12 protein-coding genes are annotated in these 14,135 nt (G+C 58.4%); 3 read left to right on the top strand and 9 right to left on the bottom strand.

The features are described 5' to 3' along the window. Position 1: 1 nt before the first annotated feature. The 3 genes from AAC076_RS13370 to AAC076_RS13360 all read left to right on the top strand — a co-directional run bounded on the left by AAC076_RS13370 (position 2) and on the right by AAC076_RS13360 (position 2,766). Positions 2 to 817, top strand: a complete 816-nt coding sequence (locus tag AAC076_RS13370) for an ABC transporter permease (RefSeq protein WP_339846500.1) — start codon at positions 2 to 4, stop codon at positions 815 to 817. Between the two features lie 93 nt (positions 818 to 910). Continuing rightward, positions 911 to 1,960 (top strand): ABC transporter substrate-binding protein, encoded by a 1,050-nt coding sequence (locus AAC076_RS13365; protein ID WP_339846497.1) that lies wholly within the window; start codon positions 911 to 913, stop codon positions 1,958 to 1,960. Next, positions 1,957 to 2,766, top strand: coding sequence for an ABC transporter ATP-binding protein (locus AAC076_RS13360; protein WP_339846494.1), 810 nt, complete (start codon positions 1,957 to 1,959; stop codon positions 2,764 to 2,766). The genes AAC076_RS13365 and AAC076_RS13360 overlap by 4 nt, the downstream gene beginning before the upstream one ends. Before the next feature lie 385 nt (positions 2,767 to 3,151). Here the strand turns inward: AAC076_RS13360 and AAC076_RS13355 are convergent, their stop codons facing one another. Genes AAC076_RS13355 through AAC076_RS13315 form a run of 9 tightly spaced genes read right to left on the bottom strand, consistent with a single transcriptional unit; the run spans position 3,152 to position 14,127 of the window. Next, on the bottom strand, positions 3,152 to 4,126 hold the full coding sequence (locus tag AAC076_RS13355; RefSeq protein ID WP_339846492.1) for a serine/threonine-protein kinase: 975 nt from the start codon (positions 4,124 to 4,126) through the stop codon (positions 3,152 to 3,154). Positions 4,127 to 4,142: 16 nt separating this feature from the next. Further along, positions 4,143 to 4,874 (bottom strand): PP2C family serine/threonine-protein phosphatase, encoded by a 732-nt coding sequence (locus AAC076_RS13350; RefSeq protein WP_339846489.1) that lies wholly within the window; start codon positions 4,872 to 4,874, stop codon positions 4,143 to 4,145. Beyond that, positions 4,874 to 8,413, bottom strand: coding sequence for a type VI secretion system membrane subunit TssM (gene tssM, locus AAC076_RS13345; protein ID WP_339846487.1), 3,540 nt, complete (start codon positions 8,411 to 8,413; stop codon positions 4,874 to 4,876). The genes AAC076_RS13350 and tssM overlap by 1 nt, the downstream gene beginning before the upstream one ends. A gap of 1 nt (position 8,414) precedes the next feature. Beyond that, entirely contained in the window at positions 8,415 to 9,329 is a 915-nt protein-coding gene (gene icmH / locus AAC076_RS13340; protein ID WP_339846484.1) for a type IVB secretion system protein IcmH/DotU, read from the bottom strand. Between the two features lie 4 nt (positions 9,330 to 9,333). Continuing rightward, positions 9,334 to 10,665: a type VI secretion system baseplate subunit TssK gene (gene tssK, locus AAC076_RS13335; RefSeq protein ID WP_339846482.1), complete on the bottom strand. Its 1,332-nt coding sequence runs from the start codon at positions 10,663 to 10,665 to the stop codon at positions 9,334 to 9,336. A 3-nt stretch (positions 10,666 to 10,668) separates the two neighbouring features. Then, the gene (gene tssJ, locus AAC076_RS13330) at positions 10,669 to 11,163 is read right to left on the bottom strand and encodes a type VI secretion system lipoprotein TssJ (RefSeq protein ID WP_339846480.1); all 495 of its coding nucleotides are present in this window, start codon (positions 11,161 to 11,163) and stop codon (positions 10,669 to 10,671) included. Positions 11,164 to 11,168: 5 nt separating this feature from the next. Continuing rightward, a complete protein-coding gene (tagH, locus tag AAC076_RS13325; protein WP_339846478.1) occupies positions 11,169 to 12,374 on the bottom strand; it encodes a type VI secretion system-associated FHA domain protein TagH in 1,206 nt (401 codons plus the stop codon). A 19-nt stretch (positions 12,375 to 12,393) separates the two neighbouring features. Further along, the gene (locus AAC076_RS13320; protein ID WP_339846476.1) at positions 12,394 to 12,528 is read right to left on the bottom strand and encodes a type VI secretion protein; all 135 of its coding nucleotides are present in this window, start codon (positions 12,526 to 12,528) and stop codon (positions 12,394 to 12,396) included. 48 nt (positions 12,529 to 12,576) lie between these two features. Then, positions 12,577 to 14,127, bottom strand: coding sequence for a sigma 54-interacting transcriptional regulator (locus AAC076_RS13315; protein ID WP_339846550.1), 1,551 nt, complete (start codon positions 14,125 to 14,127; stop codon positions 12,577 to 12,579). Between the last annotated feature and the right edge of the window lie 8 nt (positions 14,128 to 14,135).

Here is a 14,135-nt window from a genome sequence, read left to right as displayed (position 1 = left end):
GATGCGGGAGTTTCTGGCTGCGGTAGGTGAGCATTTCGATTTCAAGCAGCCGGTGACCCCCGGCCTGAAACTGGCACTGGGGGTGCTGGCGTGGGTGAGTTTTGTGCTGTTGTGGCATGTAGCGGCTACGGCTGATGGCCAGGCAAGCCCTCTGTTCCCAGGGCCGTTGCAGGTTCTGGAGGCGCTGCGCGAATTGTTTTTCGAGAAGGGATTCATTGCCGATGTGTGGAGCAGTCTGCGGCGTATCGGTATCAGCTTTGCGGTGGCGCTGGCCATTGCGCTGCCGCTTGGGGTGTTGATGGGGGCCTTTCCGGTGGTGTCGGCGTTCTTCAATCCGCTGGTGTCCGCCTTCCGTTATCTGCCCGCACCGGCCTTTATTCCCTTGCTGCTGATGTGGCTGGGCACCGGTGACGAACAAAAGGTGATGCTGCTGATTCTGGGTGTGGTGTGGTTTCTGATCACCCTGATCAGCGATGTGGTGCGGCAGGTGCCGACCGACTTTATCGAGACCTCCAAGACCCTGGGAGCGCCACGGCGGGTGATTCTCTGGACGGTGGTGATGCCGGCAGCGATGCCCGGAATTGTCGATACCTGCCGGCAGATGCTGGCGGTGAGCTGGACATATCTGGTGATCGCCGAAATCGTCGCGGCCACCGATGGCATCGGCGCGATGATGATGCGCGCCCGGCGCTTTGTGCACGTGGACGACATCATGGCGGGCATTGTGGTGATTGGGGTGCTGGGGCTGTTGTGTGATCTGGCCTTTCGCGGGTTGCACTGGTTGATGTTTCCGTATTTGCGGCAGCGGGGGAATTAGCAGGGAGGGCCTCGGCTATCCCGCCGTCATCCCCGCGAAGGCGGGGATCCATCTTGGTTTTGGGTTAGGATTTTTTCAACTAGGAGAACGACCATGCAATTGAGTGACTTGAGCAGGGCAGCCAAGGGCTGTGTACTGGGCGCGGCGCTGATGTGTGCGGCGGGGGTGGTTCAGGCAAAGGAGCAGGTCAATGTGTCACTGTTCTCCTGGCCGGGGTATGGCTTCTGGTTTATCGCCAAGGAGAAGAACCTGGTACCTGACCTGGATCTGAATATCAGCATTATCGAGGACCCCTACGAGAGCTTCGCGCTGATGAGCGCCGGGCAACTGGACATCACCTCGAGCACGGTCGAATACGGCCCGATTGCGGTGGACAAGGATGTACCGGTGAAGCTGGTGACCTACACCAACCCTTCCTATGGCACGGACAAGATCATCCTCGCGCCGGGCATCGAGAATGCACAGGATCTGGTAGGCAAGAAGATCGCCGTTATGGAGGGTGGCCTCACGCAAATCTTTATGGGTATCTGGCTGGAACAGAACGGCGTGGCCATCGACCAGGTGGAATTCGTTAACGTGATCATGGATGAAGCCGTTGGTGCCATGCTGGGTGGCAGCGTCAGCGCTGTTGAACTCTGGGAACCCTTTGGTAGCCAGTTGCTCGCAAACATGCCCGGTGCGCGCGTAGTGGCTGATTCCAGCCAGGGCGATTGGATCAGCACGGCCCTGCTGGGTGATGGCATGTACATGAGCTCGGCATTTTTGAGTGAACGTCCCGAGGCAGCCAATCTGGCGATGGACGCGTACTTCAAGGCGGTGGATTTCTGGAAGGCCAATCCCGAGGAAGGTAACCGCATTATTGCCGAGGCTATCCAGTTTGATGTCAGCGATGTGGAAATGGTGATCGGTTCTGATGGCGATATCTACAAGGGCGGCATCATGGTATTCGACAAGGAGCAGGCTGGTCGATTTATGGGCGTGACCGAGGGCGAGCTGCCCCTGGGCATGACCAATGGCCAGATTGTCGAGCACTTGGATACCACTAACGCCTGGTGGCAGAAGTTCGGGCTGGCTGACGGCAAGCACGACTGGACCACGGGTGTGGAGTTGGCTCCGCTGAAGGCGGCTCTGGAGGCAGAATGAGCGCAACGGCCATGCAGCTTGAAGCAGGTCATCAGGGTTTGCAGGTACGCGAACTAGGCAAGGTGTTCTCCGACCATGGTCGCCAGGTGGTGGCTGTGGAAGGGGTCAGCTTTGATGTGCCGGTACGCGAGGTGTGCGTTCTTCTTGGGCCGTCCGGTTGCGGCAAGTCCACTGTGCTACGGATGATGGCCGGGCTGGAGCGGCCATCCAGCGGGCAGGTAAGCCTTGGTGATGAACCGGTGCGTGGTCCGCATCGGGATCGGGGTATGGTCTTTCAGGGCTATACCTCGTTTCCATGGCTCAAGGTGCGTGACAACGTTGCCTATGGCCTGCGGGTGAATGGCGATGTATTGGCCATGCAGGAAGGTACCGTGGATTACTTTCTGGAGCGGGTAGGGCTCAGCGCCTTTGCTGATGTTTATCCGCACCAGTTGTCGGGGGGTATGCGCCAACGTGTCGCCCTGGCGCGGGCCTTGGCCAATACACCCAAGGTGCTGCTGATGGATGAACCCTTCGGCGCACTGGATGCGGAGACGCGCTGGCAGATGCAGGAGCTGCTGCTGGATGTGATCCGCAAGGAACGCATGACCGTGGTGATGGTGACCCATGATGTGGAGGAAGCGCTGCTGCTGGGCGACCAGATTGTGTTTCTCTCGCGTCATCCGGGGAGGGTAAAGACCATTCTTCATCCACCCTTCAAAGCCAGCGGTACTGTGAACACTCGAGAAGATCTGCGCAGCCACCCCGAATATGCCGCCATGGAGCGCCAGATTCTGACCATGATGCGCGAAGAGGGCGGCCACTAGGCCAGACACATGACGGGAGCGGCCGACACCGCTCCCTGCCATTCCTGAGTCCACCTACCTCTTCATTCCCTCCCGACTCACCTGGTAGTTGCAGAGTCCCCGAGCAAGTCACCGCCTTAACTCCCTCCCTCCTCATTCCCGCGCTCCCCCTATCCCGTCATTCCCGCGCACGCGGGAATCCATTCTGAGGCTCAGGTATACACAAGAGTTCGCGCCGGAGGAGAGACCTCTTGGATCCCCGCGTTCGCGAGGATGACGGGGGAGGTAGGTCGCGGGGTAGTGATCGTGACGGCAATCGGGTCTGGCCATGGCCGGATATCGTGCCTGAATGGAACATTGAATCAACATCAGTGGTCGCCACATTCAGCCGTAGACGCTGATCACTCTAAGCTGAGCGACGCCTGATGATGCGTTTGAGCAAACCCGGTTGTGGCGCGGCAAAGGCGTCCAGCAGGACCTGAGCATCGATCTCCCGGTCCTCTTTGTCGAAGGCCAGAGCAGTGCGCAGCGCTGGCCAGCAATGGGCTGGCAGTTTCGCTGGTTTCTGCAGGGTCTTGTCCTGTTCCATGACCTTCGCCTGTTTGGCGGTCAGGCGGCTGTAAGGGTGCAGCCCGCTGGACAGTTCGTAGAGTATGCAGGCCATACCATAAATGTCCGAACTGGTAGTCAGGGGTTCACCGTTGAGTAATTCCAGTGCGGCGTAGCGAGGAGTCCAGGCGGCAATCCGCTTGCGGCTCAGGCGAGGCAAGCTGTTGAGAAGACCTTTGACCGGTTGGCCAAGGCCGAAGTCGAATAACCTGAGTCCGTCGCGGGCGAGTATCACGTTGCTGGGTTTTAGGTCGCCATGCAGCACACCCATGTCATGGGCGCAGACCAGAGCCTCCAGCAGCGGTAGTGCAATGCTGCGAAACTCCAGCCAGGGTAGGCCATCGGGATGCTGCTCAAGTAGCTGGTCCAGTGTGGGGCCTTTCAGTTGCTCCATGGTAATGAATGCGCGCTGGCTGTCCGGGTCGATATCGAAGGCGTACAGACGGATCACATTGCTATGGCGCAACCGGCTGGTCAGGGCAAATTCGGTGTACAACAACGCATTGGCATCGGGATACTCGGCAAACTCTTCATTAAGCGTCTTGATTGCAACGTAGGGATCGGGATCGCCGTATTGTTCGCGCAGCAGATCCTGTGCGCGATAGACGGCTCCCATTCCGCCGACCCCGAGCAGGCGTTCGATCTTGTAGCGTTTGCAGAGTAGGTCGGGCAATTCGCGTGCACGCATGGCCTTGTCATTCGCTGCCGGGTTCTTATGGCTTTCGGCCAATCGGGTGAGGACGGAAGAGGGCTGTTGAGCGGACTCGATCATAGGGGCTCCGAAGTTCTCATGGGCGGATTACGATGGCACTGATATTGTCGCGGGCGGCGCCGCCGAGGGCCTGACGAAATAACCTTTGCAACGCGCGCTCGGTCGACTCCAGGCTGAGAGCTTGGCTGATATCGTCGCGGGACAGATCCTGATAGAGCCCATCACTGCATAGCATCAGCGTGTCTCCGGGGTAGATGGTGAAGTCGACGATATCCAGCATCAGATCGTCGCTGGCACCCACCGCCCGGGTCAGTGCCCTGGCTGAGGGATGGCTGGCGGCCTCGTCGGGGCTTATTTGCTGTTCATGAATCAACTCCTGCATCAGACAGTGGTCCCGCGACAACTGATACAGCTTGCCACTACGCCAGAGATAGCAACGGCTGTCCCCGGCCCAGACGCAGATCGCGCGCTCACCCTGAGCGAGCAAGATCACCACTGTGCTGCCCATGATGCTGTCAGGCCTGTCCGCGGTCATGGTGATCTCATGGCCAAGTAGACGGTTGACTCGATACAGGCAGTCGCGGATATCCAGCAGTCGATCATCAAGGCCGCCACACATGGGCAGCTCGACGATTTCTTCCACAATCAGGCGACTGGCGAGCGCGCCGTTCTGGTGCCCGCCCATGCCATCAGCGACGAGCCAGAGACCCCGCTCGGGGAGCGCTAGCACGGCATCCTCGTTACGTGCGCGTACTTTGCCCCGATCGGTACGCGCCGCGCTCTGCCAGTAAGTCTTTATCTGAGTCATCAAAGGCGGGCCGGGAGACTAAAGTTGCGCAGCAGACTCAGGTCGAAGGGGTTCGGCGAACGCTGGCTGTGCAGCAGATAATTGGCCCGCAAGCCGCCGAGATTAGCTTTGAGCATCAATACATCTCGATCTGAATGATGTGCGACCTCCATCATGTCGAGCAGGCGGAACAGCGACCAGGGCCCAGTATTCTGCTCGATACCGACGCGCCGCCCACCCAGATCTTCCACGGTCAGACTGGTTCGGCCCTCGCCGTTGTCTGCTGGCCAGCGGAACGATGTCTGGATGATCGGGCCGTGACGATATTCCATGCTCTGGGCCCCGAACCGGAAGCTGGCACGCCCCAGGCTGGAGTCAAGGGAGTGCGGCTCGAGCTTGAAAAGAATCTGTGGCTCGTTGGGGTTCTCGGCAAAGAAGCTGCGGCGAATGGTTTGCAACTTGTCCATCTGGGCCAGGAACTCACGCGAGAGGGGTAGGGCGCGTCCATCCACCCAGCGCAGACTGAATGCACCGCTATTGTCGGTTACGAAGGCTTTCAGGTAGCTATCGAAAAACGCGTCAGCTGTGCCTTGTTCTCTGAAGAATTCGCGGAAATCCGCCAATACCACATCGCTTTCGCTCTCGGTTACGAACGGATAGCGTTCGCCAAGGGAGTTGCTGTAGGAGTTAAAGAGTTCACTGCGATAGCGCTGATTGAGATAGGTGTAGGCGTCACCCAATACCAGCATCCAGCTATCTTCGGCCAGGTTTTCCATCCAGGCCCCGATGGGTTGGGGCAGGTTACTGGAGCTGACGCGCAGCTGGTTGATAGCGTCGCGGCGACCTTCCATCCGCGCCTTGGCCATCTTGAAAGCGGCCTGTTCAGGTACGCTGGCCTGAGCCAGCGTGGTCAGCTGCTGTTTCAGTCCGTCCAGTGCCTGCATCGTACTGGTCAGTTCAGGACCGGGTGCGCCCTGTTCATCGAGTAAACGATGCAATGGCTCGAACTGACGCTGTAGGTTCTTGCGTGCGTTGGCTGGCAGACTTTGCGCCGCCGCCGACTGCACTTCCTCGGCGGCCATGGCCGCCAGGCGGCCTTTGCGTCCCAACGACACTCCGGCAGACTGAGCTGCGCCGGTCAGATCCTTGGCCGATACATCAGAGTCCAGCATACCCGCGAGCAGGGTGTTTTCGCGCACCTGAGTGAGCAGCATCAGTAAAGGTGAGCTTGCTGCAGTAAGGCCGGTCAGTTGTTTAGCGCCGTCGTCTGCGCTACCCAGAGACTGGATATGTAAACGGGAGAGAGCGTCGGACCAGCGCTCGGCATAATCTTCGAAGTACAGTTGTTCCATTTCGACCATCAGGCGGTTGAGGTCAGCCACGCTTAGCTCATCGCTCTCCCCGAGTACCCAGTTGTCCCTCAGGATTTCGCGAACCAACTCGCCTCCCTCGGCCATGAATGTCTGACTGTAGCCATCACGGGTGAAGAAGCCGGGAATGATGTTGTCATTGCTGGTCAGCAGGGAAGCCTGGGGTCCCATGTGCTGAGCTAGCCGATAATCGGGCAGGCTGGCAGCCTGTTCTCGCATCATGCGGTAGACCACAGTTGCAAGCGACTCGCTGCGCAGTTCTGCCCGCGCATTGGCTACCAGGTTGTCATCCAGCGCATAGGCTGTGAAATCGTCGCTGAGCAGCCGGGCAAAATGTTGATTGAGGCCTTGCTGTGCTTCGGTATTACCACTGTAGCGAAGCGACCAGTCCCGAGCCATCCAGTCCTGCAGAAATACGGGATCCCGGCGATCTTCCATATTCAGCATCAGGTAGGCGCGCAGACTTCCCAGCAGACTCTCGCGGTTGGCGAGATTGTCGATAATCTGTTGTTCCAGTTGCAGGCCGACACGGTTCAAGAGCAAACGCTCCAGATCCTCGCGATAGGCGGCATGCAAAGCTGGAGCGACTATCTCACCCTGATACAACCCTCCGCGTCGGGTCCATGCGACCTGGTCCTGGGGTGGGAATATCTTGTTAGCGGCATAGCTGATATCCAGGGCCTGCAGGATACCCAGTGCGTCGTCTTCCTCACCGAGCAGACTTTTGTGGCTGTTCAGGGCCTGACCAATATTCTGCAAACGCTCTAGTCCCTTATGGTTGCTGGAAAAGCTGTTGCCCCATACCACGCCGAGTATGATCAGGCAGCCCAGTGCGGCGGTATACAAGGTCCGTTGTCCCCAATTGATACGGCGCACCTCTCGCTGATCAAGGCCGGCCAGGTCCGACTCCGGAAAAATGACGCGGCTAAGCAGGTTGTGGATGAAGCGTCCGTGGCTGGCATGGAATGCGGGTAAGCTGCCACGAGCCTTGCTCGGTGCCTGCCCCAGGGATCCGTGCTGAACTCGCGTACTATCGACGACCTGGGGCGCGCTGGTAAGGTAGAAGCCGCGTAGCTGGCTGGCTCTCTGGTAGCGATTACCGGAGAAGGCCAGCTCGATGAACAAACCCAGCCGCTCTTCGATCTGGCCGAGGCGCAGCGGGAAATCAAGAATGCGCCCACGGCGCTGGGTGTCGCGCTCCTGATGCATGCGCATCACTACCTGGCTGTTAAGGCGATGCATCAGCTCTTCGAATTCCTGGCGTACGACCTGCACGTCCGTGCTGTTCTGGCCCTTACGGAAGCTGACACCGAGAACCTGATCGCTTTCCTCCCGCGACATCTGATCGAAGAACTCATTAAAGCCTGCCAGTTCGTCGGCTTTACTGATGACCAGGTAGACCGGGACATCGGCACCCAGACGCTGGTTGATATCGTGCAGTCGCTGACGGGTCTGGCGGGCCAGGGTCTCCAGCTCCAGTTCCGAACCTTGCATCAACATGCCAGCCGGAATGGTGATGAGGATGCCGTTGAGAGGTCGCGGACGACGCTTGCGGAGCAATCCCAGCAGGCTCTGCCAGCCGGCAGCGTCCACCTGGGGGTTATCATGGGTAAGATAGCGGCCAGCGGTGTCGATCAGAATTGCATGCTCGGCAAAGTACCAATCGGCATAATGTGTACTGCTGACATCCCGGGTGAGGCGCTGCTTGTCGCCCTTGTTGAGGGGGAATTCCAGGCCGGAAAAGTCTAACAGGCTGGTTTTACCTGCGCCCTCCGGACCCAGCACGAGGTACCAGGGAAGCTCCCGCCGGCGGCGGTCGCTGTGTCCGCTATAAAGGCTGGATCGCCGCAGGGTGCGCAGCGCATCGCGGAAGCGGCTGTGCAGCGCGAGATGTTCCTCGATCAACAGCTCCTCACGTTGCTGGCGTTCTTGATAATCTTCGTCCTCTTCGTCGGCTTTCTTGCGTACATTGGCGCGCCAACTGACAAATACCATCGTCAGACCCCAGGTCAGAAACAGCAGACTGATGGTCAGCAGGCGGCTGCTCGATGACGCCCAGAATCGGTGATCATTAACCGCAAGCAAAGGACCGACAAACCAGACCAGCAAGGCCAAAACAAGGACCAGACACAGGCTCCATACCCAGTTGCGCCGGAAAAACCGCCCTACATTGATAAAAAAGTTCTTCATTTCAGTTCATCCCTGACAAGGCATTGGAATCAGCCGCTGGTGCTGTTCTGTCGATGCTCTGGTTTGTTCGCAGACTTTCTTCGAACGGGGCGATGGCACTTGCGCGCTCTTCATTGAGCATCCAGGTGAATACCCCGTAGATCACACCGAGGCAGATCAGGGTAAAAAGCGTGATCAGCCACCAGGGGATAATGCGCACCAGGCGACGTCGGTTTTCACGCAGGCCTTCCCAGTGGGGCGAGATATCCCGAGGCACGTCACCCCTGAGCTGTCGAATCTGGCGATACAGGCTGTCGCGAATACTCTCCAGTTCCAGCATGCCCCTCGGTAGTACGCGGTATTTGCCCTCGAACCCCAGGGACATGCAGATGTACATAAGCTCAAGCATGGGCAGGTGCTTCACTGGGTCTCGAGACAGTCGCTCCAGCAGCTGAAAAAACTTCTCGCCGCCGAACGTCCCGTTGTGAAAGCTGCTGAGCATGCTCATCTGCGACCACTGACTTTCATTGCCCCAGGGGGTGGTGACCACGGCTTCATCCAGTGCGGTGCAAAGCACGTAACGTGCGGCCATGACCTGGCTGCTTTCGGCGCCCTCTTGCAGGGCGCGGTGCTCGAAGCGCTTGATTTCGGACGTCAGGCGATCCTTGAGGATGTAAAGATCCTCGTGCTCGTAGCTCTGTTGTAGCCGCACAATCTCCGAAAGCAGCGCTGAGGCAACTGAAACCAGTGGGTTGATCCCCAGGTTCACGTCCTCGGTAGGCCGCAGGCGAGCGGCATACACCATACGCTCTTCGAGCTTGTCGAGCGTCTGGGGAGGGGGGGCGAAGTCAGTAAGCGAGCTCTGGGCCGGTGCGCTTCCATGGCGATTAAGGATGACAGTGTGGTCGTCCTGGCTGTATTCCATTTCCCTGATCATGCGTTCAACTCCTGATGGCCCAGAAAGTTAGCTCAAGCCCGGAGAAGTCCCCGGACACGTGGAAGGCGAAACCGCCTGAGCGCTCCAGTTGGGATAGCTCTTCGGCACTGAGATCCAATGCGAAATAGGTTTTGCCCGAATGGAAGGGGATCTGGCGCGGTGCGACCGGCAGCGGCTTGACCTTGATACCCGGCAGATGCAGGTTGACCAGTTGGCGTATGCGTTCTACCGGTCCGATTTTCAGATGCGAGGGCAGTCGGCGGCGCAGCTCTTCAGAATCGCAATCGGCGCTCGCCGCCAGCACGAAGGATGCACTGCCGAGCAGTTTGTGATCCTGCAACGGTGCGACCTGGATGCCATATTGGCGTTGTTGAAGGGCAAGCTCCACGGCGTGCTGTTCCAACACCATGGATAGAACCTCGCGTATGGCTTCCATCAACTTCCGGAAACTCTGGCCCAGATCGTTATGCTGGTAGCGGCTATCCAGGCGAGGGCGTTTGCTCTCGCTGGCAAAGGTCGAGAGTTCACCGAGCAAGCCAAGAAATTCGCGATACACGTGCTCTGGGTGTAGCTGGTCAACGCTCTGAAGGTGCCGGAGTATCGGTTCGAAGCGGTTAATCAATTGCAGCATCATGAAGTCGCCGACTTCGGCACCGTTAACTTTGCCGGTGGCGCGGATACGTTCTGCCAGGATGTCGCCGCGGTGAGCTAGCATGCTGATCACCTCGGTTAGACACGATTGGAGAAAGGCGCTGGAATGAAAATATAGCCAGGCGGGCACATACTCCGGATCCAGACTGGTCACGCCGTCGGGTGTGGTGTCCAGCACATTACAGACCCTGAGCTTCACATAAGCGTTCTCGTTGTGCTGCTCGCCTAACAGAAGTCGAAAGTCGGGCAGTCCGCAGCTTACCTGGCCGCTGCTGCTGTCTCCGGCATTGGAGTCGGCCACCTGAATCTCCTGGGCGGTGAAGCGGGCGAGCACGTCGCGTTGTTCCATGCGCCGGGTTTCGACGTGATTGCCAGTGACCAGAGGTAACGCCAGATAGACAGGGGTATTACTGGTATTGGGGGGCACGTCCATGGCCAGCGGCTCTCGCCCGTTGCCGATCTCGAACAGGCTGCCATCGGGCAGAACGCCGCTAGCCTCACTGATGACCAGCTTACCCATGCCAAGAAATTGGGTATCGATTTCCAGATGGAAAAATCCCCAACCAAAGCGGTTCAAGCGGCAGGTGCGAGCCTTGAGTTGATGATCGTGGTAACGATCACTCTGCTGAAAATGCTGCGGGCGCAGGAGCATTCCTTCCTGCCAGACAACTTTCTGATTACCCATGGTTCAGTCCCTGTCCTTGCGCTTGTCATGCTCTGCTGCAGGGAGTTCCCGGATACCCTTGTCGTCCAGAGAGAGCGCTATCTGTGTGGCCTCTTGTTCTTCGACTGGTATTACAAACCGCCAACTGGTTTCTGGCAGATTTCGGTAGGCCGCTACGACGCCGACATAACGTGTGCCTTCTTCCACAGAGAGTTTCAGTTCACGGATTTCGCCCGGACGTAGCTCCAGCTCCTCCACAGTAAGCAGGTCCGGGGCCAGGGCCTCGCGGGGGCGCTGATAAAGGGAGAAGAAGTCTGAGTTCTCGAAGGCGACAGGGTGCTTGAGCGCCATTAAGCGCAACACAATGGGTGAAGGTCGGCCACTGAGGTCCGGGTTGAGTTCGGCGCTGCCCTCAAGGGTCAGATCGAGTTTGGTCAGATCCGAGTACGGGGAGAGGGTCGAGCAACCTGCCAAGGCAAGCAGGCAGATACCGAGCGCTACTACGCTAGAGGGTGTCATGTGGATCATCCTTGAAGGTCGGTGTTGAGAGTCGCGATCAGGCGAATCTGTTCTTCGTAGGCTGTTACGAAATCACGGGTGAACAGTGTTTGACTCCAGTCGTTTTCACGTTGCAGGGACTGGTACAGCTTGGTATAGGCACGCCATCGACCACCTGCTGTGCTTATGCGGGATTTACTTTCGCGCTCAAACCGCAGGGTCAACTGCTCCGGGGAAAGGTGTTCGAGAATGCCCTTGACCGCTGCCCGGCTAGCCGCAACTAGTGCAACCTGATGAGCCTGCAAGTCGCGATAAGCCCGGTTGACCGCTTGCTCCGGCGGCATCTGCCGGGCTACGCCGGGGCGCAACATCGCGTTCAGAGCCTGATTGGCGCTAGCGCTGAACGACAGTGGATTATTGCTGGCGCTCTCAGTGCTCGTGTTGGCCAGCTTGAGTTCTGTCTTGAGCTCGTTACGGTTACGCAAACTCTGCTGCAAACTCCCTACGCTCTGACGCAGCAGCCGGGCGCAGCGCAGCGCCATTGCCTGGCGCTGGGCTTCGTCCATATCGTCCAGCGGAATACCCAGCGCTTCACTGAACTGAGTCCAGAATGTGTCGGCCATGTGCTCGGGAATCGATGCCGGGGCTGGGCGAGGTCGAGTAGGGGGCTTGGGAGGCTCTATCAGTTCCGGCACGGTCAGGTTGACCATATCGACGCGTGCATGATCCTCGGGTTGTGAGCTCTCTCGACCGCTATGGTCATTCAGCAGATCCAGCTCCTCTGATTGGGCATAGAGCTGCTCCTGCTGATCAAGGGCGGCAAGTGGGTCAAGGTCGAGAAAGGCGTCATCAGGAATGATGCTGCCAGCGTGCTGCGGCTTGCCGAAGTCCTGACTGAATACAGCCGGGTCCTGGATAATCCGTGCGCGGATATCGAATTCGCCAAAGGAATACAGAGCGCCATGTTCGATGCGCTGTGGTTTACCCTTGGGGAGCGGTGTATTGGTAGCCTTGAGCAGGATGCCGTTGCTGCTGGTATCGGTCAGATAGAACGAGCCTTCCTGAAAGCTCACCTCCGCGTGGCGGCTGGAGACCACACGCTTGCGATCGGGGATGACCCAATCGCATTCCTCTGACCGGCCAATCATGCCGCCAGCTTGCCTGAACGTCTTACTCACAGGCGAGTTGGTGACGAATTGCGGCTGACCGACCAGATCCATTATCAGTTCCATGCTGCAGTGCTCCTTGCGTTCATTCGTCACGCGTTGCTTTGGGTTCACCCAGGGGGCGGTACTCGTCATCATTGAATTTATGATTCGCTGAACAGCCGCCCAGATTTATGGCGAGCATGAGCAGGGCGGTGGACCACAGCGTTGCGTACTTCATATGGTTTTCCTCGGGTACGGTATGGCGGTTACTGCCAGGTTTGGGTGATCAGGTAGCAGACTGGGCATGCAGCTTTTCCCTCGCGAGCTTCAGCTCGGCAGGACTGATGTTCAGGCGTTGCATGCGATACAACAGGGTGCGACGTGGCAGTCCGAGCTCGTTAGCTGCGCTTGTCTGGTTGCCGAGGTTCTTGCGCAGGCAATCGACCAACAGGTTGCGCTCAACCCTTTCCATCCGCTCGCGCAGGGTTAATCGGACGTTACTGGTGGGGCTGATATCGAGATTGAAGTGTTCGGCAAGCAACTCATTTCCTTCACAGAGCAGCACTGCCCGTTCGACCAGCCCTTTCAATTCGCGGACGTTACCCGGAAACGTATAGGCGGCCAGTTGCTCCAGGGCGGGGTCGGTCCAGCGGTAGGCAGGTCGATCAAGAAAGGCGCAGGCGTTGGCGGAGAAATGACGGGCCAGATGCAGAATGTCATTGCCTCGATCACGTAGTGGTGGCAGTTCGATTGGAAAACTGGCCAGGCGGTAAAACAGGTCTTCGCGGAACAAGCCGCGTTCGGCTCTGCTTCTGAGGTCGCAATGCGTGGCGGCAATAATCCGCACATTCACCTTGTGGGTCTTCATGCTCCCCAGCGGCCGTACCTCGCCCTCCTGGAGTACGCGCAACAATTTTGCCTGCAGAGATAACGGCATATCACCGATCTCGTCGAGAAACAGCGTGCCGCCGTCAGCCGCATCGAACAGGCCTGGCCGATCGGTATCGGCGCCACTGAAAGCACCCTTGCGATAGCCGAACAGCTCGGACTCGAGCAGGTTGTCGGGTATTGATGCGCAGTTTTGCACCACAAAGTTCTGGCTGCGCCGGGACCCGCAATCATGAATGGCCCGTGCAACCAATTCCTTACCTGTACCGGTTTCGCCGGTCACCAGGACACTGACCGGGGTATGCAATACCTTGCCAATCAGCTGATAGACAGAGCGCATGGGCGGACTGTCACCGATCAACCCGTAGCCGCGGGGAATTGCCTTGGTGGCAAGGCTGGCTTGAGGTTCGTCAATCGGGCGTGAGCGCAGGTTTTGCAACATCTGCAGCTGGGTCACGACAAAATTGCCGAGGTGGCCCAGGGAGTCGCTGTAATGTTTCATCTCCCCTATGCGTTGACTGGCCCAGAGCAGCAAGCCGATCACATGGCCTTGATCGTTTTTCAACGGCAGGCACAGCAGGCTCCGCCAGGCTTTGCTTGCTGTTGGCAGAAAGTCGGTGACGAACAGGCTACTTTCCAATGACGCCAGACTGAGCGTCTGGTCCTGGCACAGGCAGTATTGCAGCAGGTGAGCATCGGTGTAGTCGCTGGGTACACTGGCAGATCTCAGGGGCTGCAGCTCACCCTCACAGTACTCAGCGCAGAGGGTAAGACGCGTATGGGTATCGTCCAGCAGGTAGAGCTGGCTGAGTTGGGATTCGCTAAGCAGTGCTACCGCTTCCACAAGGCCGCTCAACAGACGGTCGCGATTGGTCATGCCGGCCAGCAGGGCGTAACGCTCAAACAACGCCTGGGCATACCTTAGCGGGTCGGGCATCTGCGTAAACACAGGCGAGC

It is taken from the genome of uncultured Halopseudomonas sp., assembly GCF_963977355.1.
Classification (GTDB): domain Bacteria; phylum Pseudomonadota; class Gammaproteobacteria; order Pseudomonadales; family Pseudomonadaceae; genus Halopseudomonas.
The sequence above is the reverse complement of the archived record's forward strand: the minus strand, read 5'-3'. Positions and strand labels throughout refer to the sequence as shown.

What these genes read in the sequence shown, in the direction of transcription:
- AAC076_RS13320 (WP_339846476.1), bottom strand. Translation starts at nt 12,528, where the DNA reads ATGAAGTACGCAACGCTGTGGTCCACCGCCCTGCTCATGCTCGCCATA.
- AAC076_RS13360 (WP_339846494.1), top strand. Translation starts at nt 1,957, where the DNA reads ATGAGCGCAACGGCCATGCAGCTTGAAGCAGGTCATCAGGGTTTGCAG.
- tssM (WP_339846487.1), bottom strand. Translation starts at nt 8,413, where the DNA reads ATGAAGAACTTTTTTATCAATGTAGGGCGGTTTTTCCGGCGCAACTGG.
- AAC076_RS13355 (WP_339846492.1), bottom strand. Translation starts at nt 4,126, where the DNA reads ATGATCGAGTCCGCTCAACAGCCCTCTTCCGTCCTCACCCGATTGGCC.
- tagH (WP_339846478.1), bottom strand. Translation starts at nt 12,374, where the DNA reads ATGGAACTGATAATGGATCTGGTCGGTCAGCCGCAATTCGTCACCAAC.
- tssJ (WP_339846480.1), bottom strand. Translation starts at nt 11,163, where the DNA reads ATGACACCCTCTAGCGTAGTAGCGCTCGGTATCTGCCTGCTTGCCTTG.
- AAC076_RS13370 (WP_339846500.1), top strand. Translation starts at nt 2, where the DNA reads ATGCGGGAGTTTCTGGCTGCGGTAGGTGAGCATTTCGATTTCAAGCAG.
- AAC076_RS13365 (WP_339846497.1), top strand. Translation starts at nt 911, where the DNA reads ATGCAATTGAGTGACTTGAGCAGGGCAGCCAAGGGCTGTGTACTGGGC.
- AAC076_RS13350 (WP_339846489.1), bottom strand. Translation starts at nt 4,874, where the DNA reads ATGACTCAGATAAAGACTTACTGGCAGAGCGCGGCGCGTACCGATCGG.
- icmH (WP_339846484.1), bottom strand. Translation starts at nt 9,329, where the DNA reads ATGATCAGGGAAATGGAATACAGCCAGGACGACCACACTGTCATCCTT.
- tssK (WP_339846482.1), bottom strand. Translation starts at nt 10,665, where the DNA reads ATGGGTAATCAGAAAGTTGTCTGGCAGGAAGGAATGCTCCTGCGCCCG.